17 protein-coding genes are annotated in these 25,547 nt (G+C 59.1%); 8 read left to right on the forward strand and 9 right to left on the reverse strand.

The genetic code is table 11. The features are described 5' to 3' along the window. Positions 1-797: 797 nt before the first annotated feature. The 4 genes from XB14_RS29540 to XB14_RS29555 all read right to left on the reverse strand — a co-directional run bounded on the left by XB14_RS29540 (position 798) and on the right by XB14_RS29555 (position 5,002). Complete coding sequence (locus XB14_RS29540; RefSeq protein ID WP_234804178.1) at positions 798-1,472, reverse strand: 3'-5' exonuclease; 675 nt, start codon at positions 1,470-1,472, stop codon at positions 798-800. 261 nt (positions 1,473-1,733) lie between these two features. Then, a complete protein-coding gene (locus XB14_RS29545) occupies positions 1,734-3,371 on the reverse strand; it encodes a S1 family peptidase (RefSeq protein WP_179119701.1) in 1,638 nt (545 codons plus the stop codon). 42 nt (positions 3,372-3,413) lie between these two features. After that, positions 3,414-4,349, reverse strand: coding sequence for an alpha/beta fold hydrolase (locus tag XB14_RS29550; protein WP_077967395.1), 936 nt, complete (start codon positions 4,347-4,349; stop codon positions 3,414-3,416). A 32-nt stretch (positions 4,350-4,381) separates the two neighbouring features. Next, entirely contained in the window at positions 4,382-5,002 is a 621-nt protein-coding gene (locus tag XB14_RS29555) for a glycoside hydrolase family 108 protein (protein WP_077967397.1), read from the reverse strand. Between the two features lie 1,412 nt (positions 5,003-6,414). On the opposite strand from XB14_RS29555, the gene XB14_RS29565 reads away from it, so the two are divergent. Beyond that, positions 6,415-8,001 (forward strand): autotransporter outer membrane beta-barrel domain-containing protein, encoded by a 1,587-nt coding sequence (locus XB14_RS29565; protein WP_077967410.1) that lies wholly within the window; start codon positions 6,415-6,417, stop codon positions 7,999-8,001. Positions 8,002-8,046: 45 nt separating this feature from the next. Here XB14_RS29565 and XB14_RS29570 read toward each other — a convergent pair whose 3' ends face one another. After that, positions 8,047-10,404 carry a toll/interleukin-1 receptor domain-containing protein gene (locus XB14_RS29570; protein ID WP_077967412.1) on the reverse strand — a complete coding sequence of 786 codons (2,358 nt, stop codon included), beginning with the start codon at positions 10,402-10,404 and terminating at the stop codon, positions 8,047-8,049. 454 nt (positions 10,405-10,858) lie between these two features. Here XB14_RS29570 and XB14_RS29575 point away from each other — a divergent pair, with 454 nt between their 5' ends. After that, the gene (locus XB14_RS29575; protein WP_077967414.1) at positions 10,859-12,835 is read left to right on the forward strand and encodes an alkyl/aryl-sulfatase; all 1,977 of its coding nucleotides are present in this window, start codon (positions 10,859-10,861) and stop codon (positions 12,833-12,835) included. A gap of 58 nt (positions 12,836-12,893) precedes the next feature. Here XB14_RS29575 and XB14_RS29580 read toward each other — a convergent pair whose 3' ends face one another. The 4 genes from XB14_RS29580 to XB14_RS29595 form a co-directional block, all read right to left on the reverse strand. Beyond that, entirely contained in the window at positions 12,894-13,784 is an 891-nt protein-coding gene (locus XB14_RS29580; protein ID WP_077967416.1) for a LysR family transcriptional regulator, read from the reverse strand. Positions 13,785-14,215: 431 nt separating this feature from the next. Continuing rightward, complete coding sequence (locus XB14_RS29585) at positions 14,216-15,052, reverse strand: oxidoreductase (protein WP_077967418.1); 837 nt, start codon at positions 15,050-15,052, stop codon at positions 14,216-14,218. 333 nt (positions 15,053-15,385) lie between these two features. Next, positions 15,386-17,299 carry a HAMP domain-containing methyl-accepting chemotaxis protein gene (locus tag XB14_RS29590; protein ID WP_077967420.1) on the reverse strand — a complete coding sequence of 638 codons (1,914 nt, stop codon included), beginning with the start codon at positions 17,297-17,299 and terminating at the stop codon, positions 15,386-15,388. 362 nt (positions 17,300-17,661) lie between these two features. Continuing rightward, complete coding sequence (locus tag XB14_RS29595; protein ID WP_179119711.1) at positions 17,662-18,537, reverse strand: GNAT family N-acetyltransferase; 876 nt, start codon at positions 18,535-18,537, stop codon at positions 17,662-17,664. Between the two features lie 251 nt (positions 18,538-18,788). On the opposite strand from XB14_RS29595, the gene argE reads away from it, so the two are divergent. From argE to XB14_RS29625, 6 genes are all read left to right on the forward strand, one after another. Further along, a complete protein-coding gene (argE, locus tag XB14_RS29600; protein ID WP_077967436.1) occupies positions 18,789-19,913 on the forward strand; it encodes an acetylornithine deacetylase in 1,125 nt (374 codons plus the stop codon). 9 nt (positions 19,914-19,922) lie between these two features. Continuing rightward, entirely contained in the window at positions 19,923-20,846 is a 924-nt protein-coding gene (locus XB14_RS29605; RefSeq protein ID WP_077967438.1) for a 2-hydroxyacid dehydrogenase, read from the forward strand. A 28-nt stretch (positions 20,847-20,874) separates the two neighbouring features. Beyond that, positions 20,875-21,228 (forward strand): cupin domain-containing protein, encoded by a 354-nt coding sequence (locus XB14_RS29610; protein ID WP_077967441.1) that lies wholly within the window; start codon positions 20,875-20,877, stop codon positions 21,226-21,228. A gap of 154 nt (positions 21,229-21,382) precedes the next feature. Further along, positions 21,383-22,846: an aldehyde dehydrogenase family protein gene (locus XB14_RS29615; protein ID WP_077967443.1), complete on the forward strand. Its 1,464-nt coding sequence runs from the start codon at positions 21,383-21,385 to the stop codon at positions 22,844-22,846. Positions 22,847-22,855: 9 nt separating this feature from the next. Continuing rightward, positions 22,856-23,899, forward strand: a complete 1,044-nt coding sequence (locus XB14_RS29620; protein WP_077967445.1) for a tartrate dehydrogenase — start codon at positions 22,856-22,858, stop codon at positions 23,897-23,899. A 16-nt stretch (positions 23,900-23,915) separates the two neighbouring features. Next, a complete protein-coding gene (locus XB14_RS29625; RefSeq protein ID WP_077967447.1) occupies positions 23,916-25,373 on the forward strand; it encodes an NAD-dependent succinate-semialdehyde dehydrogenase in 1,458 nt (485 codons plus the stop codon). Positions 25,374-25,547 lie beyond the last annotated feature (174 nt).

The following is a 25,547-nucleotide window of genomic DNA, read 5'->3' on the forward strand; positions in this document are numbered from 1 at the left end:
GGATAACCACCTTGGCCTCCGATGCGACGTAGCATGGGGTGGCCGGCGGAGCAGAATCCGAACAGTCACCGAACCTCCCGCCACTTTATCGTGCGCTCAATTGCGTTCGCCATGGCGTGGCGAGCCGCTTCAGAAACGCGCCAATCGACAACTTTTTAGAGCATCCTCCAATTGGAGGATATGCAACCACCGCAAGTGCGATCAAAACTGGAGCCGGCTCTACTTACACTCCAACCAGTTGCAGGGATTTAATTTCATGAAAACCGTCAGTTATACAGCTGTTGCTATAACGCTTCTTTTCATCAATACAGCGAGTCCTTCGTTTTCACAGGTTGCTTGTCCAGCGGGTCTCACGTACGCAGGTTCAGCGAGTGTCGAGCACGATACGGGTCAAGGAAACGCTCTCGACATGATCCGGGTGGAAATTCCACATAATCGGGACAGGTCGTACGTTCAAGGAAACGCAACTGGAAAGCTTGTAGGCACGGATTCGAGCAACCAGCAAGCGCAGACCCCGTGGAATGGTCAGCATGGTATTCGAGGGATATCACTAGAAGCTGTCGGTAACTACTACTATGCGCTTGGTGTTGACGTAAACGGCCGCAACGGGCGGCCGCGCGTTGTCGCGGAATTAGACGCAAACGGCGAAATTTCCCACGAGTATCTTGAGATCGGCGCCTATTGTGGTCCAGGCGGAAATGGCGAAGGGTGCACAGCGACGATCCGTGTTTGCTATAAGCCAGCTTAGAAGCTCTCAGCCAGCCGGTGCAAGGCTTGGTCTCGGAGGCTGCCGACGGTCAGTGTCGAGCCAAACGGCAGCTGCAATCCCATTCAGCGCCTCCTTCGCAGCCTTGACGCTGGCCGCACTGGCACTCGTTCAGTCCGGCTGCAATCAGGATACTGGTTAAGCCGGAAAATACTGAACCGTCCCGATTTTGCTTCTCGACAATATGGGCCACAAGGCAGGTGGGACATTGACGTAAGGCGGTCCCCTCGGTCGTCTCGAAGCGGACCTCGTCGCCGGCGATCTCGCAGAGTTCTCGAATGTATCGAGATGGCTGGCGGCTGCCCGTAACAAGGAACACGCCTCGGCTGGCGCGTGTCAGCGCGACATAGAACAGGCGCCTTTCTTCGGCGTACGCGAACGTTTCGGGGCGAGGAATCACCAAGTTGAGTAGTTCATCGTCCTCGATGCGGCTCGGCACACCGTAGTTGCCCTCGCTGACATCAAGCAGCATCGTATAGTCCGCTTCGAGCCCCTTCGCCCGATGAAATGACTGGCCGGAAACCTCGAAGTTTGTGAACGTCGGTACGCTATCTCGGAACGGATCGACGTGGTTGTAACGCCATAGCACCATGACCTTGAGCTTACTGCCTGGTTCGGTCCGCCATTTGGAGGCAATGTCCTCCAAAAACATGTCGAGCCGCTCGAGTAGGCGCTGACAGCGCCAATCCAAAATCGGGCTTGTCACCTTTGCTTTCGATGGGGATTACCCTTATCGAGCGGGGAACCGCAGCACGTATCGATCGCACCGTTGACCTGCTTCCCGGCTCCAGGCACATCTTTATGTGGATTTTCCAGCTCAGCCGATCCAGAAACGGGAAGCAGGTCAGTTCGCGCGGCGCAGCAGGTTGTGACATGCAGGAACATCGGGCACCGTTCTTCTGCCCCTCTTGGGCCATTGCTAGGCGCATGCGCGGGCGTCGTTCTGCGGATGACTAGACTGCGGCACTTAGCGTTCCGCCGACTCAGTGCCTTCCCCTATGAGGCTGCGCGCAATCGCCTCCCTGATCGAGCGAATCGATATTCCTTCATTCGCGGCGTATGTCCCCTGCTTGCCGTTCAACTTTGGCATGAAGTCCGCCCCCGCATGGTGGAGACCGATAACGTCCCAATCAGCCGAGAATACCGGACTGCCGGAACTTCCCGGTTCGGTAGGAGCGCGGTAATGCAAGAGAACCCGCCCGGCAATCGTCGGCTTGCCGCTAGTCGGACCTTCGTGGTCCAGCAGTTGATTGTCTTGGAGAGAAAAGCTGAGCTCGCCTCCGAGTGGATGCCCGATCACGTAGACGCGCTGATCCTCCTCTGTGACCGGAAGCAATTCCGATACCGGACACGGCTCTAGACCGATCGGCGGTTCCACAAAACGCAGCAGACTGGCGTCCAGCAGTTCAGGTGGAGAGTTCCATACAATCTCACGCAAACGATGTCGTCGTGCAGTCCGGTCTACGTCGGCTGTTGCTTCGAAGGCCACGGATGCCTTGTCGCTTCGGAGCACTCCCCTCTGTTCCGCGGTGTCGCTCACCACGTGAGCATTGGTGAGCAGAAAGAGTTCGTCGCCGAAGGGTTCATAGAGATCGCGACCGCGGACCAGAAATCCGGTCCCGACGCCTCGCCCATCCGGCTGACGGATCAGCGCAACCGAACGTGCCCGGTTCATCGCCGTTCGCATCCACCAATATGTCTGAACTCCCGTATTTCCGAGAATCTTTTCGAAGCACACCATATCCGCTTCGGCTGTGCGTTGGACCTGCTGCGGTGTGAGGCTGAGCGTGCCGGACCTGTTTCGGAGCAATGCCGCTCTGAGAACGGCGATCACAGCCCCCGCTTCGCCCTCATCCGCGCGAAGCCTCCATACCTCGGTGAACTGTCGCAGGGTCCCCGCGATCTTGAAGGCGTCGACGTCGGCCGCACTCAGATACTCCTTTAACCAGCGCTGCACACCGTCCAGATCACCGCCTGCGAGTGACAGTTCCGCGGCGGAAGCATAGTCCCACGCCTCTAGCGTGCCTGCCAACCAGTGCTGCTCGATCTCGCGACTTAAACCCTCGATAAGGTCGTCTTTACGCGGGAAACCTGCAATCCTAACGCCGTCGCGTTCAGCCCGAGCTAACAATGCGACCAGGTTCACCCCGTGCCAGATTTGCGTTGGGTCACGGTCAAATACCTGACGATAGGCAACAATTGCAGCCTCCAACGCATCCTCTGCCATTCCCAACTTGGAGCCGCAGGCGTCAATATAAATCTGCTTGTAGGCGCGTCCAAGCAGCCCCTGAGCTTCGTTCCACTCGCTCGCTCCAGGCGTCGCTCTCCTGACCAGTCCCTGAAGAATCGCGACTGCTGCGATTAGTTCGCCGCTCTCGATCATGGCTTGGCTGTAATGCCGATAGACAACGTCCCCTCGAGATCCGAGGCGCAATAGATTGTCGGCCAACCGTTTGAGCGGGCCCATGTGTCGGTGCTTTCGAAGTCCATCCAGTACCTTTCGAGCGATCTCCGGTTCCGGAACCTCATTTCCGTCTCTCAGGCACTCGATCCAGGCGCTACATGCCGACTCAACCTGATTTTCCTCCAGGCTCGTGGCCGCCATGAGAACTTTCGTTGCCTCTGCCGAGCAGTTCATTGGCGTTCCCTATAGTTTCAGCAGTCTCCGGAGCTCCGTCCTGAACAGTTGCCCCTCGAAATACTTCCTCAGGTTGTGACGCCACAGACCGTTATTAGGCTCATGGATGTCCCTGACCACCTCAAGCCCACCGCGACGGAAATCGTTCGCCAGCACCGGATCGAGTGCGGCGACAACATCAAGGCGATCATAGATATTCACCCACTCGCCTCCGACCTTGTGGCTCGGGAACCCGTCTAACCGCGTCCATCCCGGTGTGAGCTTGTCCTGCACCTCGTCAATGCCGAGCGGACTCCCGAGTGTCACCAAGGCGTCAACGGCAGGACAGTCTGGTACCCGCATCAGACAGTCATAAGCGATCACGGTGCCCATGCTGTGGCTGACGACCACGTGGGGTCGCCCCTTTTCGGCGCCGGCCGCGACCTTCTCAACGAAGCGCCGCCGGATCTCGTTCTGAACCTGGTAGGTCGTGCCCGGACGGGGCGTCCAGGACACGTTGAAAAGATAATGGTGCACGTCGCGCAGAAAGGCTGCGAGGAAGCGTTGCTTAAGCGTCCAAGGGAGGGGAAAACGCTCCTCCATCCCCGCGTAACCAACCAAATCTTCTCGCTCGTCCAACGCCGGATCCTGCAGAAGCAGGCGTCCTGCCAGTCTGGCCAACCACTCGGGGTCAGCCGCCTCATCGACCGTTATCGTTTGCCCGATGTGGTCGACGTCGCTCTTCAACGCCTCCAGCTCATCTGTACTTTCGTGAGCCGCAACATTTGGATCGGGTGCCGGATAGAGCACATCGGCCCAGTAGACCATCGAACTGCTCACGCCTTTTGCGCCGAGATCGATGCGGGTCCCCTGTGGACCACCTGCCAGGGCGCGTCGCCAAATCCCCAGGAGGGCGGCCTCCTCTGGCTTCTGACCGATGCCATGGATCATCGTGACATGTGCCATGCGTCCCCCTCTCCTCCCTTCGGCCGCCTCCGCTAATCCCAGCGTTCCAATGGCGCGCCTTCCGGCAAATCAGGAATGCGAGCGATGTAGGGCATATCCCCGAAGTCTGGTTCCTGCGGAATGTTTTCGAAACCCGGTAGTCCGATCTCACGGCGAAGATCGTTCAACCGGTTCATCCAACCCCTTAGGAACTTAGATTGCCCTGGCGCCTGCGCAAATCTCCGGTATAGACCTTCCCGCATTTGAGTGTAATGAAGCAGCGTCGTACCGAGATCACAGGCATCGCAGGCGCGCTTTGTCGTGGGTCCGAACTGCCCATCAATACGCGTGCCGACAGCCTCTTGAAGAATCCGAATCGCGCGGCCAGCTCCCATGTTCACCGCTGTATCGAACTGCGCCAAGTCGAGCTTACGCCTCAGCACATCACAGCCCGCGGGGGTCCAGTAGTTGCCATCGTAGATGGCCTGGACCTCCTCATCGTCGATCTGCTTGACGTCGCGCGAAGGCTGGCCAATTCGGCTCCGCCAAGAATTATAGACCTTCTGCGTGATCCCTTTATTCGTGCGACCGCCTCGGTCATCGGGATCGTCAACGAAGCCGCCCTCCCACTTCATAATAAAGCGCATCGAATCTGGCAGACTTTCCCTCGCCATGCACACCCTCCTCCCAAGTCCAAAGCCGGAACGCGCCGACGGGAATCAATTGGCAGCCGCCCCTGTTATTCTCACTGATCTCACCCTGCATCGGTCTCTCCCGCATTACCATGCGCTTCAGTTCCCTGTTCACTAAGGACGAGCCTCAGCCCGAGGAGTACCCCAAGCAGTGCTTTGGCCCCAGCACCGGCTTATCCGCTACAGTCGCATTCAAATTTCTGGGCCAGCTTTTGCGACCACACCGCGATCCCGCCGGCAAAGGTTGGTCTCGCAAAATGGCTGGGCTTACTTGCCGAAGTCACTGACTTCCTGAAATTCACAGGTCGAATAACCTACCGTAACACGGCATATCCAAGCTCGCCAATGATCGAGCAGCGGCTGAATGGCCGAACATCAATTTCTATGCGGCAGATTGTCTGCCAAATGTCGCCGGGATCAAGACGAGGCTGTTAGTCCGGACTCGTCCGTCTCTCAGTTTTACTCTTCCGCCTCTAGTCCCGCCGGCGCAAATATGTCCAGCCTGCTCGCGATACCTACACGGTCCACGAGATCGGCGGTCCCGCCGGGCCCATCGCCGCGTTGGCCGTCCCATAGAGCGATCAAATGAACTTTGCCATGCTCCTGAGCGCGCCTAAGGAGGTGAACGTTGCAGGCGCGGTATGCTTCGTCCGACCGAGGCAGGTTCATTGTTTCACGCCGCGCCTCGGACGTCGTGGTCCACAACTGCCAGAAGCGTTGCTCCCAATCGCTCCCCGGAAGCCCTGCCACCGAGGTCTGGACAAAAAGTTCTGGACAGTATGGTAGCACGATAGTCGTCGGTATTTTAACGGCTCTGCATTGTTCGTGAAACAGCACGTCCCCACCCCGGGCGCAGCTTGCAAACCCCATAACAGACCCTTTGTCTATGGTTGCGTACGGTGCAATTGCTGTGGCAATGCGTGCTCCAGCCGCCGCCTCGAGCTCAGAGGGAAAGCGCGCCTTCGGCCGACCTGGCTGGTCTATCATGTGGCCGGTGAAAAGAATAGAAACCGCCATCGCCGCTCCGCTGCCGGGTTCTCCACGAGAACAGAATAGCTCAAACGCCGCACTGTGTACGAAAGATAATGAACTTCGTGCGCCGCCCCTAAGGATTCAGCCCACAATAGGGATTTCAAAGGCTCCTTCGCCTCACGTGAGAAATCCATCGTAATGTGTGGCAAGTACTTCTTGACGGCGGCCCCGATTCGTTACCAAACAACAAAGCCAGTTGGCGCTCCGCGTGGCATTCTCCCACTAAATTAGTGACTGTTGTTTTTATGCATCCTTCGGGTGCAATCTAGAGAAGCAGGCGGATAATGTATTGTCTTCCTTCAAAATGATGTGATCATCAACCCTGGGATCTGCGGCCAGACGATTTCCGTAGAAACTCTCGGATGAAAGCATCGATGAAGGCGACTACTTTATCTGTCGCATCGATGCGTCGGAGGAACCGGATGCAGCTAAACCGGACGTTTGCCATACTGTGTGCTTTCCTCTTGTTTTCGGACCGCGCGAATGCCCAGAGTACCAGTTTTGATACTTACAGCGATGCGCTGAGTTTTCTTTTGGGAGTTGGCGACGCCGACTGTGGTTTCGCACCACCCGGGCCAGGCGGTATTACTAACCCGGATCTTACTATACTTGACCCAAATGACGGCGGAGTGCCCCCGAAAACGGGTTTGATCGGTCCAAACCTTTCGCGTCACTGCTCTCCCAACACGAATAATAGTAATCTGTCGGGAGGGTCGGCCGTTGGCGGCAGCTTCTCCTCACTGCAATCCACTCGAACTGTGTCACAGTTTGATGTCAGCCGTCGGCCCGCTGAACAATGCGACCCGTCTGAAGACCCAAATTGTGAGGAATCAGAAAGCGAACCGATCTCGAACTACTTCTATCAGGGCGGTCTGTTTCCAACGACCCAAGTCTTTTCCAGCGTTCTTGGCGGCAGAGAGGGTGTACTCAACGCGAGCACACTTATTCCACTCGATGGATTTAGCATTTTTGGTGAGGTCCAGTATGACAACTATCGCCAATCTTCGACACGTTATGAGCCCTCGAGGAAGCTAGACATTTTCACCGGACAGTTCGGCGCAATATGGGACGTCTCAGATGACGCCTTGGTCGGCTTTAAAGGGGAATACTCGACTGGGAACGGTAAATCGCCGGCGACTAATAGCTTAATTATTCCAAATCTCGGCCCCGGTAACGCTGATGCACTCGCCGGCGACTTTAATGAGGTTTGCGGCATATCGAGCGGTGGCAGGTTAGATCAGGATGAATTCAGCGGCTCCGTATTTTACCAAACGCGGTTTAGAGGCGCTGGATTCTTCAGCGCTGAGGTTGGCGCAAGCAAGACCAAACTTAAATATCAGCAGAGTCTCTGTGTCGCCAACATAGGTTCGCCTGACGGGATCAACCTCGAGTTCCAAGATGTAACTGCTGGCATTATTAGTGGAAGTCCCGAATCGTATGGATTGTTCGCGAACCTTTGGACGGGTTACGACTGGGATCATAACGGAACCGCTTTCGGACCTCGTTTATCCTTGAACACCTCGTGGCAGACCGTCGATGGATATTCGGAATCAGAGCAAGCTGGCAGCTTGCATCCAATTACGGGCGCTGGTCTTCGGTACGATGACCAAGACCTTTCATCCGTTCAAACCCGAATCGGCTTTGCAGTGTCGAGGCCCGTCACGCTCAACAGCATGACGATCGTTCCGTTCGCGCAGTTGGACTACGTTCACGAATTCGCGAACGACCAACGCGCAATCCGGGCAACGTTCGTCGAGGATGGACGTCCCGATCCCTTCGACTTCACCTTCAAAACAAATTCTCCAGACCGCGACTTCTTTGAGTTGCGAGGCGGCGTGGTGGCCGAGATCTTCAATGGGGGGGTGGCGTACATCGATGGACGGGCGATCCTTGCGAATGATCTCGTAGATAATTACGGGGTCACAGGCGGATTGCGGGTATCTTTCTGAAGAAGAACTGCATGCATTACCTCACCGGGGATACCCCTGTGGGGCTCACTGCGGGAGTTTCGCAAGTTCAATTTGCCTTCTAGACAGGTATTCTTCATCCTGTCGATATTGAACAATGTCGGGAAATCTTTCTCGCAAGCTACGTATAAGCCTAATCGCCATCAGGTTCTCCGCCTGAGCCTTACCTGTGTTTCCCTGTTGCTGATAGAGCTTTGCCAGCATCGAGTGGACGTTGGCAACCTCGCGCAACCATATTGGCTGCACTTCATTGCTGCTTGTCAGCTCATCGAAGCGCAACAGCGCCTCTCGCAGTGAGCGTTCCGCCTTTTCGCTCTCGCGTCTTTCCAACGCAACTTCGCCAAATTGGAACAAGACCACAGCCAAATCGAGCTTGTGGAACGATCGGTCAGGATCCTCATTTAAGATCGCGCGACGATTGGCAATCGCTTTGGCATACCAACGCGCAGAGTCCGCCAATTTATTGGTATCTCCGCCGCGCTTGTAGGCCGCGAATGCCACTTGACCCCGTCTTTCCTCAAGCACGCTCCGATCTCTCAACCATTCTTTATTAGAGGAATCTTTGTTGAGAAGACCCTCGGAGATCTGGAAAGCATCCCGGACGAATTGATCTGCCTGGCGCAAGTTCTCCAAGGATACCGTGGTATCTGGACTATCTGCCAATCTGAGATGTGCGCTGGCCAGTCGCTCGAGTAAGAGTGAGCGGTCCCGCTGCCAATCGAGCCGCGACGGTTCGGACTTTGTAAGCTTGTCGGAAATGACCAAAGCCTGTTCATAGCGCTTTAGGGATCCGGCAACGTCTATTTCTACTGAAAGAACCATGTCGCCGAGCCGCGCCAACGTGACGAGGTGAGTTCGCTGGTATTCAGTGTTTTGAGGTTCGGCAGAAGCCAAAGCCTTTGCTGTCTCCGCAGCTTCCTGCTGTCGCGACAGCGCTTCTGAACGACGATCCATCTCGACAAGTGTCGTGGCCAGCGAGGAAAGGGCAGCCATCAGATCTCCGCGGTCCGACGGGGCGTGTCTCTTTTGCATGAGCGTTCTGGTTGTCTCCACGCATTTTTCGTACGCAACCGCCGAAGCTGCGAGCTTTCCCCATTGGTAATTATATGCTCCCAGCCGGCAATGTCCTTGGGCCAATTCACGAAGCCACGGCAAGCCACCCGTCTTGGATAGCCACGCCTCGGACAAGATAACCCTCGATTGCGCCGACGCGATTGCGCCATTGTAGTTTCCTGCATAGGTTCCTTCCTTGCCTTCCGCATCGAGCAGTTTCAGTCGCAACATTGCAATCGCCGCTGGATCCGGTGCCGAAGCCAGACCGATCCATTCCAAAGCCGAGGAGGACCTTTGCTCCAACCGATCCAAGACTGTGGTCGTTTCCGCGACTAGAGGCGCGACCTTCTGTTGCGATTGCTCATCGCCAACAAGATTGAACAGCTCGGCAAATTCCAGATTAAGGCGCGCGCGTTGAAACACGAGCATCGGCGCAGTGTCATCGTCCGAGATAAGCTTGCCGAAATCTACCTCCGCGGACCTCAGCAGCTCCTGGATTACGTCTGACGGTACGCCGTATCGATCTTTATATCGGACCGTGGCCCCTATCTGCCTAGCTGCACTTTCGACAGCGTTCTGAAGGCGTCGCTCTGCCGCCCGGCTTTGTTCCAAGGCTATCCATGCCCCTATAACCGCGACAACGGCAAGGACAAGCATCCCAGCGGCAACGGCTTGAGCTACGCGACGCTGACGTCGATCCACCTCGGCCTGTCTCTGCGTGAGTTCGGCAAGGGAAACACCAAGCAGAGTCGCAATAATTTTAAGCTTAGCCAGATTAAAGCCGTCGCCACCTCGTCCGTCCGCAGTCGCCTCCTGGATGTCGGCGGCCAAAGGCTCCGTCAACGAGTCATCACCGCTGCGTAGACCGACCAAGGCCTTTGGAAAAGCTCCCTGCGGCTCTCGGACGGGATCGTTAAGGGCAGGCACACCGCGCACGATCACCGCTATGATGTTGTCCGATCGGCCAAGCTCCCTGAAGAAGGAAATCTCCTTGTCCACCCACTGCGAGTTGGCGGCTGCGGGACTGCATAGCACTATCAGATACTCGGAGTTCTCCAGTGCCTCCTTGATTGTTAGCCCCAGGTCTGCAGAGGCCTTTAGATCAGATCGATCTCGAAAGATCGGCCAGAGTCTCTCGTTCCGATAAATCCCGGACCCGCGGAGTGGCTTAGGTATCCTGTATGACTCCAATGACCTTTGAAGCTTCTCTGCTGCTGCGCGATCCGAGGAGGAGTAACTGATAAAGGCCCTGTATCTATACCCCGCGCCACCCTCCCCGACCGGGATTGCGTCTGCAGATTTCTTCCCTATCAAGGACAGCGCTGCACACACGTTTAGCCCCTGTGCTCGTGCCGCAAGGTAAACCTCATTATACTAGCCTGCACTCCACCTAGGCGAGAGAAATTCTCAGGCTTCTCGACTGTGGCGGTGATCGTCATAACGTGCCGGATTCGAGCGGGTGGATTCTACACAACCTACCCGGTCGTCAGCGGAATCTGCTTCCTCAAACCCGTGATTGATATAGGCGACCTGCCCGACGGCGACCGTTACCGCGTGCAAGGGGGAGCCCCTGTCCTGCTTACCGTGCAACGGCCTGCGGCCGATCAACGGCAACGTTACAATTAACAGTTACGTACTTCCCCTCCGGCGCATAGACCCTAGGTAATTTTCCTCGACCGCAAGAACGGTTGTCAGAAAGCGCATCGACGATCTCGCAACATGCAGTCTCATCCGTGGCGCCCTCGTCGCCCCGCACTTTCATCCGAACAAAGCAGGAGAAGTGAGAATGCGTATTCAGCGATATCTATCGGGTCTCTCGATCATCGCGCTGGTAGCGGCCGGTGCCGTGTCGGCGCAGGCCCAGAGCCCGCAGAAGGACGCCACGGAGGCGACGAAAGCTGCGAACGCGGAACTGCTCAAGCAACTGCCGTTCAATGACACCAGCGATTTCGAGGACGCAAAACGCGGGCTGATTGCGCCGCTGCCGGCCGAAATCGTCAAGACCGAGGGCGGCGATCCCGTCTGGAACCCGCAGCAATACGGCTTCATCAAGGAAGGGGCGCCGGCGCCCGACACCGTCAATCCGAGCCTCTGGCGGCAGTCGCAGCTGATCAACATCAGCGGCCTCTTCGAGGTGACTGACGGCATCTACCAGCTGCGCAACCTCGACCTTTCCAACATGACGATCATCGAGGGCAAGGAAGGCATCACGGTGGTCGATCCGCTGGTGTCGGCAGAGACGACCAAGGTCGGCCTCGAACTCTACCGCAAGCACCGCGGCGACAAGCCGGTGAAGGCGGTGATCTACACCCATAGCCATGTCGACCACTATGGCGGCGTGCGCGGCGTCGTCGATGAAGCGGACGTCGCCTCCGGCAAGGTCAAGATCTATGCGCCCGAAGGCTTCCTGGAGGCGGCCGTCGCCGAAAACGTCATGGCCGGCACGGCGATGAGCCGAAGGGCAAGCTACATGTACGGCAACCTCTTGCCGCCCGATCCCAAGGGGCAGGTGGGCGCCGGGCTCGGCACGACGACTTCGGCCGGCACCGTGACCCTGATCCCGCCTACCGACATCATCACCAAGACCGGCGAGAAGCAAACGATCGACGGACTGACCTACGAATTCCTGATGGCGCCGGGCTCCGAGGCGCCTTCGGAAATGCTCTGGTACATCGAGGAGAAGAAGGCGATCGCGGCGGCAGAGGACGCGACGCACACGCTACACAACACCTACTCGCTGCGCGGGGCAAAGATCCGCGAGCCGCTGCCCTGGTCGAAGTACCTCAACCAGGCGCTGATCATGTGGGGCGACAAGGCGGAGGTGATCTTCGCCCAGCACCATTGGCCGAACTGGGGCAACGACAAGGTCGTCGCTCTCCTGTCGAAGCAGCGCGACCTCTACCGCTACATCAACGACGAGACCCTGCGCATGGCCAACCAGGGCATGACGATGCGGGAGATCGCCGAGGCATTCAAGCTGCCGGACAGCCTGTCGACCTTCTGGGCGAACCGCGGCTACTACGGCTCCGTCTACCATGACGTCGCGGCGACCTATGTGCTCTATCTCGGCTGGTTCGACGGCAATCCCTCGACCCTTCACGAACTGCCGCCGGTCGACGCCAGCAAGCAATATGTCGAGTTCATGGGCGGAGCGGACGCGGTGCTCGAAAAGGCGAAGAAGTCCTATGAAAAGGGCGATTATCGCTGGGTCGCCCAAGTGGCCAACCATGTCGTCTTCGCCGACCCCGGCAACCGGGCGGCCAAGGACCTGGTGGCCGACGCGCTGGAGCAGATGGGGTACCAGGCGGAATCCGGCCCCTGGCGCAACTTCTATCTGTCGGGCGCGCAGGAACTGCGCAATGGTCTGGTGAAGGCCGGAACACCGAGCACCGCAAGCCCGGACACGGTGCGCGCCATGTCGCTCGACCTGTTCTTCGACTATCTCGGCGTTCGCTTGAACCGCGAGAAAGCGGGCGACAACAAGATCACGCTCAACTTCGATTTCGGTGAGGAGGACGGCAAGTATCTCGTCCAGCTTGAAAACGGCGTGCTCAACAACACGCCCGACCGCCAGGCGGAGAAGGCGGATGCCACGATCACGCTGGAGCGTGCGAGCCTCGACAGCATCGTATTGGGAGAGACGACGCTCGACAAGGCGATGTCCGACGGCAAGATCAAGGTTGACGGCGACAGCGCCAAGCTCGTGGAGGTGATGTCGATGATGGACAACTTCGAGTTCTGGTTCAACATCGTCACGCCGTAACGGCGGTGCTAACGGCCCACCGTCCTTGGGCGGTGGGCGAGGACACCGTGGCCGCCCCTCACCTGCCCGGCCGCGCCAGCGACCGGGCAATGTCGATGACGTCGTCCCGTGACGCGGTCGGGTCTTCCTTGTTCCAGGCAGCCCCCAGCCCGATCTTCAGATCGACGCCACGCACGGGCCGAAGCTCGAAACCGCGGTTCGGCAGATCCTTCGTCCATTCCGGCGCAAAGCCGATGCCAAGGCCGGCGGAGACCAGCGACACCAGCGAGAAGGTGTCATCGCAGCTATAGGCGATGTTGCCGGTGAGCCCATGGGTCTCGAACATCTCGGAGAAATACCTCTCTGAATAGGAGAGGTTCTGACGCGAAAAGGCGATGATCTTCTCTCCCCTCAGATCCTCGATGTCGATCTCGCTTCGAAGTGCCAAAGGGCTCGTCTTTTCGACCGCCAGCAGATAGCGCTCATGCGCGATCGAGAAGAAGCGCAAGGAGCCGATGTTTTCGACCGGCCGGATGAAGCCGAGATTGATCTGGCCGATTTCCAGTCCGCGGATGATGTCGCTGGTCGAGCCGCTCGTCACGTGCAGCGCGACATCCGGAAACTTGCGGCCGATGCGCGCCAGGAACGCCGGCAGCACGCCGATGGTTGCTGGATAGACGGTTCCGATCTTGATCGTGCGCGCCGCCTTGCCGGCGACCGACCGTGCCACGTCCATCGACAGCCCGATATCGCCGATGATCCGCACGGCCCGATCGTAAAACGCCTCCCCTGCCCGCGTTAGCTCGACCCGGCGCGTCGACCGCTCGAGCAAGCGCACACCGAGCTCCTTCTCCAACGCCTGGATGTGCGCACTCAGCGCTGGCTGGGCGATACACATCCGCGCGGCCGCCCGATTGAAATGCAACTCTTCGGCCACCGCAACGAAGAATGAAAGTTGGCGCAGTTCCATGCGGCCCCCGATTTGATCGCGCGCGACATCGCAACCGCAGGTCTGTTGCGGTGTCGCGTATTGTTCGGTTTTAGGCATGCACAAACGGTAGGCCCCGCGATTGTTGCAACCGCTCGGTCCGAAAGATAGGTTGAAGGCGAGCTTGTCAGCGGCGGCCTCGGTGTCCGTTTCCGCAGCCCATCCGCCGCCGACGGTTCATACACCTAAAATCGATCGGTTTCCGGATCCCAGAGGAAATAGCTTCCAGTCGATACATTATGCGATAATTTTGGCCCAGAAGGTGAACATCACAGCAACAAGCGGTGCATGGCTCGTCGGAGCACGACTCCGTACCCCTGGGCGATGTCCACGCTTAAGGCTGTGAACGGCACCCTCGAACCGGCTGCGATGCCAGTGTTGAACCAAGCAACAGTGCTCTGACGCACGAGGTGTTAATGCACTTGCATTTGGCTCATGATCACGCGGTCGAACATGCGGTCGCCGAACCAGTTGCGGATCATGATCATGGGCTTCGCATACTTGCCCGCCACATACCGCGTGCGCGGCTTTCTCGCACCGACAGCCTTGGAGACGATATCGGCAATGACAACGGGATCGGTGCCTCGACCATGGCCAAAGGCTTCCCGCGTCGACTTGGCGACTGCCTGCGTCACCTTCGCGTAGGGGCCTTCGCCCGAACGCTTGAATAGCCCATCGGCAACAACATCGCCGAAGCCGGTCTCGATAAGACCGGGCGCAACCACCACGACCCGGATGCCGAACGGCGCAAGTTCGAGCCGGAGACTATCCGACCAGCCTTCGAGCGCATGTTTGGTGGCGTGGTACCAAGCGCCAATCAGGGTGTAAATCTTGCCACCCATGGAGGTGATGTTGACGATCGTGCCCGCGCCCTTCTTGCGCATCGCCGGGGGCAGCAGTTGTGTCAGCCGTGCTGGACCGAACACGTTCACTTCGAACTGATATCGGGCTTCGTCAATGCCTACATCCTTGACGGGGCCATAGAGACCGAATCCTGCATTGTTGACCATCACGTCAACGCCCCCTGCCTGAGCGAGGATCGTTTCGACGGCGGCCCTGATTTCGTCTTCGTTGGAAATGTCCATGCGCAAGGGCGTGGCTCCCATCCGGGCAAGATCGTCCATCCTCTCGACTTGGCGCGCGGCCACGTAAACCCGGTAGCCATCCGAAATCAGGCGCTTGGCGATCGCCTTGCCCATTCCGGAGGATGCGCCCGTGACAAGCGCGGTTTTCTTTCTGCTATCAATCATCTCGACCTCTCTTTGCTGTGAGATGATCTTATGCCTCGTTCAGCGGTCGATCATTGGCCAAGGATGCCAGGGCACTTGCAGATTACGCCGAACATGATTTCCTTTGCTGAACAAGCCGTCCAGTCTTTTTCGCTATCGGAGATAGGGTCGCCTGGGTTACACGCCGGGAATTTATACCTCACCCGTACTTGCGTACGCGGGCAAACCTTCGCGAAGCGCCGGATCACCCAGCCGCACGGAGGCGACCCAAAACCATCTAAAGAGCGATCCTCACCTAGAGTGAGGCCGACCGAACTCACTTCACGGGCCAGCCACGTCACTTGGGGAACGCTCTCAGAACTCCTCCCAATCGCTCGCTTTGGGGGCCGTATTGCCGTGAACGGCGAGGGTCCGTCGGTGGGGAGGCACCGGCCGCGCCGTTGGAAGCAACAAGCGTCGTTGAGTACTATCGCGGAACTGGGCGAGGAGATCGGCAAGCGAAACCGAGTCGCTCGCCAGCTTCTGACTGGCGGCGGAAGTTTCCTCCACCATCGCCGCATTCTGTTGGATCGACTTGTCCATGGCGTTGACGGATGAATTGATTTCGGTGAGCGCCGTCGCCTGCTCGCGGGCGGCCTCCACGATCGAGACGACGTGGCGGTTGATTTCCTGAACGCCCGAAACAATACCACTCAGCGCCGTACCCGTCTGGCCGACAAGGGATACGCCTGCGCGAACCTGTTCGCCCGAGCTGTTGATCAATTGCTTGATCTCTTTTGCCGCCGTGGCCGACCGTTGGGCCAGCTCGCGGACCTCCTGCGCGACGACCGCGAAGCCCTTGCCCGCCTCGCCGGCCCGGGCCGCCTCGACACCCGCATTCAATGCCAGCAGATTGGTCTGGAACGCAATGTCGTCGATCACACTGATGATGCTGTTGATCTCAGTGGACGAGCGCTCGATCTCACCCATCGCGGCTACGGCCTGCGCCACTACGTCGCCCGACTTTTCCGCATTGCGGCGCGTCTCTGCAACGAGAGCTCCTGCCTCCTCCGCCCGCTTTGTCGAGTCGGCCACGGTCGTCGAGATCTCATCCAGAGCCGCTGCGGTTTCCTCCACCGACGCTGCCTGCTGCTCAGTGCGGCGTGCGAGGTCGTTAGTGGCGCTGCTGATCTCGCGCGCACCTCCATCGACGGAACCGGCAATGCGGCCGATCGCCTCGACGGTCTCCTGCAACTTGCCAATCGAAGCATTGAAGTTCGCGCGCAATCTGTCGAGTTCGCCGTCGAAGCTCTGCGTGATTCTGTAGTCGAGACGGCCATTGGCCATCTCTTCGAGCGCAAGGCCGATCTCGTTAACGGCGGAAGCCGTGCGCTTGGACTGCAGCGCCCGGACATCGGCATCGGCCGCCATCCTGGCGTGCTCGGCGGCGGCGCGGTCCGCATCGCTGCGCGAACGCTCGTCGGCCTGGGATCGCGTCACATCGCGAACCTCTGCGACAGCGCGCGCCAGATCACCGATTTCATCCTTGCGGCCGTCGGTCACCGACTGGCTGTCGAGTTCGCCGCGCGCCATTGCTGCCAGCGTCGTCCTCAGCCGGGCCATCGGGCCGGTGATCGAGCGGCTCGCCAAAACCGCCGCAACCAGTGCCAGCAAGACGGCAAAAGAGAGTTCGATCATCGCCATTTGCTCGAAACCGCTTGCTGACGTGCGCACTTTCTCGCCGATCGTCTTGTTCAGGTTTTCTTGGTAGTCGATGAATTTGTTGACGGCGCCGAGCCACGCGACAAAGAGCGGACGCGCTTGTTCCAGCAGAACTGAATGGGCTTTCCCCGCATCTCCGCTCTCTGTAAGCGCGATGATCTCGGCAACGAGCGGGTTGGTTTTTGCCTGGATACCGGCGATTTCGGCGAGGATGGATCGCTCCTCAGCCGTAGCGCCCTCGGGTGCGGAAACCATGTCCGCCATCTTCGCCTCGTTTTCGGCGTAGGCAGCGGCCAGCTTGTCGATCAGCGCGACCGTCGCCTGGCGTTCGGCTTCCGATCCGACCAGCACTACATCGCGGATCGCGATCGCACGATCATGCACGCTGCCCCGATAGTTGATCGCAAAACGCTGCTTGACGCTGTTGACGTCGTTTATCCGGACCAAGTCGGCGTTGATCATGTTGACTTCCGAGATCGAAGTCCATGTCAGCACCATCATCAAAGCGACGAGGAAACCGAAACCGAGCCCGAGGCGAGCTGAGATACCAAAGCGGATTTTTCCCATTATCAGAATACCTCCCATGAATGGCTGTGCAGCGTCAGTGGCCTCAAGCCAGTTCGCGGCTACCATTCGGTATTGAGTTAAAAATCAAAGGATCGTCGCGGTTTATTGCCGCGCACGCTGACACTTCGGTCGCATCAGTGACTCGCCGAAACAGCAATCATTGCCGCCGCCTCATCCAATCAGACGGTGTTTCGCCATTCCTCAACTAATCTCAGAAGATAGTTAAGAATACACTTATAAACATGTGTCGGCGGGGATGTGACGCCTCAGAATCCTTCGATTGGGGAAACAACCAACGGAAATCGGCGTGTTGCACTTCAATTACGATCTCCCATGAATAGAGAGGCGTTGGCGCTCCTGGCTCAGCCAAGTGTGTGACTAGCGAGCCCGTAAATTCGGGGGTTGAGGTCTTTGCTATCGCTGGCCGGCGGCCAGTGTCGGCCCGACGACATTGAAGTAACCGTGTCGAAAACGAATAAGCCACTGCGGGCCAGAAATTCGGCAAAGGCTCCGCTTTTTTCACGTGTGTCTAAGCGCAGAAACGAACCAGCCTGTTCTGCCACATGAGGTCTGACGACGGCGATTGCATCAGCATCACACGGTGCCACAACCGGCCCAATGACATAGCCTCGTCCGAAACGCCTGCACAAGGAGAACGCTGAAATTTGCCCACCTCGAATGAGGACTATACCTTTTGCTTGTGAGAGGAGACGCCCCAGGAGAACGCTGCGGTCGGCACCAAATGCTTCACGATCCAGCACTGCGATCTCCGCAAGGTCGCTCAACTGGATTGGCCGAAACACCGATTCGGCGGGAAGGGCGACGACAGGCGGTTCAAGTGCTTCGCCCTGACATTGATAGACGGTCGCCTCCGCCTTGAAATCGAGCGACAGGTACAACCGGCGAGCCGCGCGGGTTGCGCTAAGACCGAGATCACGATCGCCGATTTTGCGAAACAGGTGTTCCATGAACCATTGGCCCGCTCCATTTGCCTGCAATCTCGGTGAGGTGATGACCATGCCTACCGTCGCGAAATCATCGCCATATGGAAACCACATCGCGGAGCCTAGCACGCGATCGATGTCATCCAGTGCGGCTATCCCCTTGCCGATCTCCAACAGGAACTGCCAGTCTTCGGAACGGTGCGGCCACCCGACGCTCATCGAAAGCGCATGTAACTTTTCGAGATCAACACTGGAGATGTCGCTCAGTCGCAGCGTGAAGGAATTTAGCTGCATTGAATCAATTGCAGGCGAGGTCACTACCCATTTCTCCAGCGTCAACAATGGACTTTTTCAGCAAATTTCCGGACGAAGCCGGAAGGTTCAGCCAGACTATGCCAAGTCGAACCAAACTTTCCGCTTCAAAGGCAGCCTAATTCAACACAAAGCGCTGAACCGACCGGGATTTCAGCACGAATTCGTCCGACAGGCCATTAACCTGGCAACTGCACAAAGGAGCAGAGCGGCTCCAATCAGGAGGACCGCGAATGAACGCCAAGGAGATACTCGAGCGACTGGTCGCCTTTCCGTCCGTCGTTGGTACTGCGAACGGCGAGATTGTCGGGTGGATCAAGGACTATCTGGAGTGTCACGGCGCGGTCGTGAACGTCTTGCCTGGGCCGGAAGGCGACCGAGCCAATCTCTTCGCCTCGATAGGTCCGAGGAGCAGGCCAGGCTACATTCTGTCTGGGCACATGGACGTGGTCCCGGCATCGGAACCCGGCTGGACATCTGATCCTTTTTGCCTGCGCGCCGATGGAGAGGTGCTCTTTGGCAGAGGCGCGTGCGACATGAAGGGCTTTCTTGCGGCCGCTCTTGCAACGCTTCCCGCCGTGGCAAAGATGCCATTGAGCCGTCCAATCCACTTCGCCTTTTCCTACGACGAAGAAGCCGGCTGCCGTGGCGTGCCGCACATGATCAGGCAGATCGGGAATCTTTGCGCCTCGCCTTTGGGCGCAATCATCGGCGAGCCGAGCAGCATGGTGGCGATCCGTGGCCACAAGGGAAAGGCGGCCGCCCGCGTGGAGGTTTATGGTACGACCGGCCATTCGTCGCGTCCGGATAGGGGATTGAACGCAATTCACGCCATGACCGCGGTGATGGACGTTGCTATGGAGACGATCGAGGGCTTGCGAAGCGGTCCCTTTGACCAAGCCTTTGAGCCCCCGTACTCCACCCTGCAGATCGGCACGATCGCGGGCGGCCGCAGCGTCAACATCATTCCGGACCTCTGCGCTCTGGAACTCGAGGCCCGCGCCGTGGCGGGCGTGTCGCCGACGGTCGTCCTGAATCCCATCAAGGTAGCCGTCAAGGCGCTGGAGAAAGACGGTTTCCGCACCACTTGGGAGACCAAGAGCGCTTATCCGGCGCTCTCGCTTGGCGCAGACGCACCGCTCGCCCGGCTCATAGAGGAACTGACCGGAACGCCAACCTTGGCTGCCGTCAGCTTCGGCACGGAGGCTGGCCTCTATCAGGCCGCGGGCATCGACGCCATCATCTGTGGTCCAGGCGACATCGCGCGCGCGCATCGCGCCGACGAATTCATCCGCATCGATGAACTCGCTGCCTGCGAGGACATGCTCGTGCAGCTTGCCAAAACCCTGCAACACTGAGAGGGCTCCATGGTTTTCTGGTTCAATTCGGATCGAGAAAGAGGCCGCGTCTTCGCCGAGGCTTTTGCCCGAGAGTTACCCGATTTGCCTTTCGTAATGGACGTCTCCGAGCGCCATCCGGATGAGATTCGCTACGTCCTCACCTGGACGGCTCCGGCCGATCTTCATCGCTTCAGAAACCTGGAGATCGTCTTTTCGATTGGCGCAGGCGTCGATCAGTTCAAGACGGAGACGCTTCCTTCGAATGTCATGCTCGTCCGCATGGTCGAGGACGGCATTGCGCGCATGATGCAGGAATATGTGACACTCGCCGTGCTTGCGCTGCATCGCAATCTCAAGGCCTATATTGTTCAGCAGGCCGCCGCGACCTGGCGCTCCCTTCCTGTGCGTCAGGCAGCCCAGCAGCGGATCGGTATCCTTGGGCTTGGCATGCTCGCCCAGGCCGTCATCGATCGCCTAAAGCCTTTCGGCTTTCCGCTTGCCGCCTGGAGCCGCTCAGAGCGACGGGTGGACGGTGTCGATTGCTATCATGGCTCGGACGGCCTGACACCGTTTCTGGCGCAGACGGATATCCTCATCTGTCTTCTGCCGCTCACGCGGGAGACGCAAGGACTCCTTGGCGGTGCGCTGTTTGCGGCCCTTCCAGCCGGTGCGGCGCTCGTCCACGTGGGACGCGGCGCGCAACTCGATCATGACGCACTCATTGCTGCTGTCGACGAGGGGCATCTGTCGGGCGCCGTGATCGACGTTACCGAGCCGGAGCCGCTGCCACCGGAGCACGCGTTCTGGCGACATCCCAAGATCATTCTGACGCCACACATCGCAAGCGTCACGCAGCCAGAGACGGCGGCCACCGCCGTCATCGACAACATCCAGCGTCATCGTGCCGGTCTCAAACCGATCGGTCTCGTTGATCGCAGCCGCGGCTATTGAGCCACAACCAGGAGAGCAAGGAGAAAACATGTCCCTCCTCAAGACCATCGTACCCATCAGCACCGAAGCACCGCGTGTTTCTAAGCCCGGCCCGGAACGTCTTATCTCCGGCGACCCGTCGTTCACGACCTGGGCCCAGGATGTCGCGCGAGGCGAGATGATTCACACCGGTGTCTGGGAGGCGACGCCGGGCCTCACACACTCCGTCAAGGGCGAGACCTTCGAGTTCTGCCATATCCTTGAGGGCGTCGTAGAAATCACCCCGGATGGCGGGGAACCCGTTACCTACAAAGCGGGCGACAGCTTCGTCATGAAGCCCGGCTTCGTCGGCACCTGGCGCACCGTGGAAACCGTCCGGAAGATCTACGTCACGGTCATGTAATGGGCGCCGAAGACCGGCGCCCATCAGCCCCGACGAATTATCGTCTGTGCCGCGGTGGTAAAAGAGGATTTTCCACCGCGGCGCAGCAAGAGACGAAGCATACTGCCGACGCTCGAGGGTTAACCTTGCCGATATCACCCGCAAGGACAAACCCATGCCTCTGAGTTTCGACCCCGATGCGATCCCCCTGCCGACAAGCCATTTCGTGGACGGGGCATATCTCCCGGCAGAAGGCGTGCTACCCATGCGCCGCCCGTCTGATGCACGCGACTATGCCGCCTGCCCGGTTGCCGATGCCGATCTCATCGATCATGCCGTCCACGCAGCAAAATCAGCACTGAAGACCAGCGGCTGGGCGAGCCGCCGCCCTCGTGAACGCACCAACGCCATGCACCGTTGGGCTGACCTGATCGAGGCAGAGGCGGAGACCCTGGCGCGCCTCGAAGCGGTTTCCTCCACGCGTCCGATCGGGCAACTTATTCAGGGAGACGTTGCGGTCACGGCCGAACAGATCCGCTTTTTTGCTGAGTTCGCCGACAAGGAAGGCAGCGACCTCGTGCCGACCGGCGAGGAAGGTCTCGGCATGGTGATGAGCGAGCCATATGGCGTGGTCGGGGCGATCACGCCATGGAACTTCCCGCTTTCCATGGCGGGCTGGAAGCTCGGACCTGCCCTCGCTGCCGGCAATGCGATAGTGCTGAAACCCTCGGAAATGACGCCATTTTCGACGCTCTATGTTGCTGAACTGGCAGTGCGCGCCGGCATTCCCGCCGGTCTCATAAACATTGTCCTCGGCGACGGTCCGACGACCGGCCAGGCAATCACCGCCCATCCGGAAATCAGCAAGGTGAGCTTTACCGGTTCCACTGCGGCCGGGTCTGCGATCATGGCCAATATCGCCCGCACAGGCGTAAAGCCCATGACACTTGAACTTGGAGGCAAGAGTCCACAGATCGTTTTCGCCGATGCCGACCTGCCACTTGCCGCCGACGCCATCGCCAACAGCATTCTCGGCAATGCCGGCCAAGCCTGCGTCGCTGGTTCGCGCGTTATCGTGGAGAATGCCGTCCTAGAACCGCTGATCCTAGCCCTGAAAGCTAACATGGCGTCGATCCGTCCGGGCCCGACATGGGACGCGGCCAGCACCTATTCGCCGATCATCTCAGAGCGCCAGTTGAACCGCATCGACGGCATCACCCGCGCCGCGGTCGACGCGGGCGCCGAATGCCTGACCGGTGGGCACCGGCTCGACCGTAAAGGCTATTTTTACGCGCCTACACTTCTGTCCGGCGTCGCTGCGACTTCCCCCGCCGTGACGGAGGAGATCTTCGGGCCGGTGTTGACCGTCCAGAGCTTCCACGACGAAGACGAGGCCTTGGCGCTCGCTGATCACCCGACCTATGGCCTCGCCGCCGGGCTCTTCACCCGCGATCTCTCGCGTGCCATCCGCGTGACGCGCAAGCTTCAGGCGGGAACCGTCTGGGTCAACCGCTACAGCCGGTCGAGAGACCATATCCTTCCGACAGGCGGCTACAAGCACTCGGGCATCGGCAAGGATCTCGGCCGCGAGGCCTACCACGCCAATCGCAAGAGCAAAAGCGTTCTCATCAACCTCTAGGACCATACTATGAAGACCTACTCCATCGCGCTACTGCCGGGTGACGGCATTGGCAATGCGGTTACAGAAGCTGCATGGGACGTGTTGCAGGCTGCTGCGAAGGCGTCCGATTTTGCGCTTGAGGGAACATTTTTTCCCTGGTCTTGCGACTTCTACAAGCAAACCGGCGCTATGATGCCGTCTGATGGTATCGAAACGCTCCGGCGCTTCGACGCGATCCTCCTCGGCGCGGTGGGCTGGCCGGCGGAAGTGCCGGATTCGGTCTCGCTACACGGGCTGCTGCTGCCGATCCGCAAGGCCTTCACGCAATACGCCAATATCCGGCCGCATCGTCTCCTGCCGGGCGTCTCCGGACCGCTGAAGTCCAGCGCATTCGACATCGTCTGCATCCGCGAGAACACCGAAGGCGAGTATTCCGGCGCGGGTGGGCGCATCCATCAGGGCACACTGAACGAAGTTGCCATTGAGACCTCGATCTTCACCTGGAAGGGGGTCGAACGCATCCTGCGCTTCGGCTTTGAACAGGCCCGCGCCCGGAACGGCCGGCTCGCATCGGTCACCAAGTCCAACGCGCAGCGCTATTCCATGGTCTTTTGGGACGAAATTACCCAGATGTTGGCCTCTGAGTATTCGGACATCGAGGTGACGAGTTACCACGTTGACGCTATGGCGGCGCGCATGGTGATGGCACCGGAAACACTCGACGTCGTCGTAGCCTCCAACCTCTTCGGCGATATCCTGACCGATCTCGGCGCCGCGATTCAGGGAGGGCTCGGTTTCGCTGCCTCCGCCAACATCAATCCCGATCGAACCGCGCCCTCCATGTTCGAACCCGTCCATGGCTCGGCACCCGATATCGCCCACCTCGGCATAGCCAACCCGATCGCCGCCATCTGGTCCGGCGCCATGATGCTCGACCATCTCGGCGAGAAATCCGCTGCCCAGCGCATTATGGCGGCAATCGAGGCGACGACGGGGGCGGGCATCGGCACCATTCCTGGAAACCATACCACGCAGACGATTACAAAATCGGTCCTGCAGACTATCGCCTGACAAGAGGAGAACGAACATGGACGACCTGAAAGATAAGGACCTTTTTCGGCAACAGGGCCTGATCGGCGGACAGTGGCGGGACGCTGCGTCTGGCAAAGCGCTAGACGTCATCGATCCGGCAACGCAACGCGTCCTCGGAACCGTTCCGGACATGGGCGGCGCCGAAACTCGCACCGCGATTGAAGCAGCCGAACTTGCCTTCCGCAGTTGGCGGCGCAAGACCCACGCCGAGCGGGCTTCCCTTATCGAAGCCTGGTATGGTCTGATGATCGAAAATCTCGAAGACCTCGCGCTTCTCTTGACAATGGAGCAGGGCAAGCCGCTCGCCGAAGCGCGCGCTGAAATCCGCTATGGCGCCTCTTTCGTCAAGTGGTTCGCCGAAGAAGCGCGACGCATCGGCGGCAATACCATCCCTTCGCCTACCGCCGACCGCCGGATCGTGGTGCTGAAGGAGCCGGTGGGGGTTTCCGCCATTGTCACACCCTGGAATTTCCCAAACGCGATGATCACCCGCAAGGTGGCACCGGCGCTCGCCGCCGGCTGCACCGTCGTCATCAAACCGTCAGAGTTCACCCCCTTTTCCGCACTCGCGCTTGGAGTCCTGGCCGAGCGAGCCGGCATCCCAGCGGGTGTGATCAATATTCTTACCGGCATGCCGGCCGACATCGGCGATGAAATGATGGCGAACGAAACGGTGCGGAAGATCTCCTTCACCGGCTCAACACGAGTGGGCTCCCTTCTCATGCGCGGCGCAGCCGACAGCGTGAAGCGATTGAGCTTGGAGCTCGGCGGCAATGCGCCCTTTATCGTCTTCGATGACGCCGATCTCGACCTCGCCGTCGAGGGCGCGATCGCCTCGAAGTTCCGCAATGGCGGCCAGACCTGTGTCTGCGCCAACCGCATCCTCGTCCAATCGGGGATCTACGACGCCTTTGCCGCCAAGCTTGCAGCGCGCGTCTCCCTTATGAAGGTCGGCCCGGGGACGGTCAGTGGCAACGAAATTGGCCCAATGATCAACACTGCGGCCATCGAAAAGATCAACCGTCATGTCGAGGATGCACTGGCCAAGGGCGCAACGATCGCCTCGACGTCGGCAGCCTTGCCGAATGGCCCGCAATATACAGCACCCGTCGTGTTAACCGGCGCCACGACCGACATGCTGCTGGCGCACGAGGAGACGTTCGGACCAGTCGCACCCCTCTTTCGCTTCGAGCGCGAGGAAGAGGCCATTGCCATCGCCAATGGCACGCCCTTCGGCCTTGCCGCCTACTTCTTTACGGAAAGCCTCAAGCGGTCGTGGCGTGTTGGCGAGGCGCTCGAATTCGGCATGATCGGTCTCAACACAGGCGCTATCTCCACTGAAGTCGCTCCGTTCGGCGGGGTAAAGCAATCCGGTCTCGGCCGCGAGGGCGCGCAGGTCGGCATCGATGAATATCTTGAACTGAAGAGTTTCCACATCGGCGGACTGGCATGAGATAGGCCGAACTTGCGCCGACAAGGCTCGGCAAGCGTTCGCAAAACAAATGGACCGGCAAGGCAGAACGCTTTGCCGGTCTTTTCGCGAGAGTGCCCGCCCTGGCCAAGTGATTGACGACAGAGACAACGCTGATCTCTCGCAAAAAAAGCGCGGGTCTCGCGACCCGCGCTA

This window comes from Ensifer adhaerens (assembly GCF_002007205.1).
GTDB lineage: Bacteria > Pseudomonadota > Alphaproteobacteria > Rhizobiales > Rhizobiaceae > Ensifer > Ensifer adhaerens_D.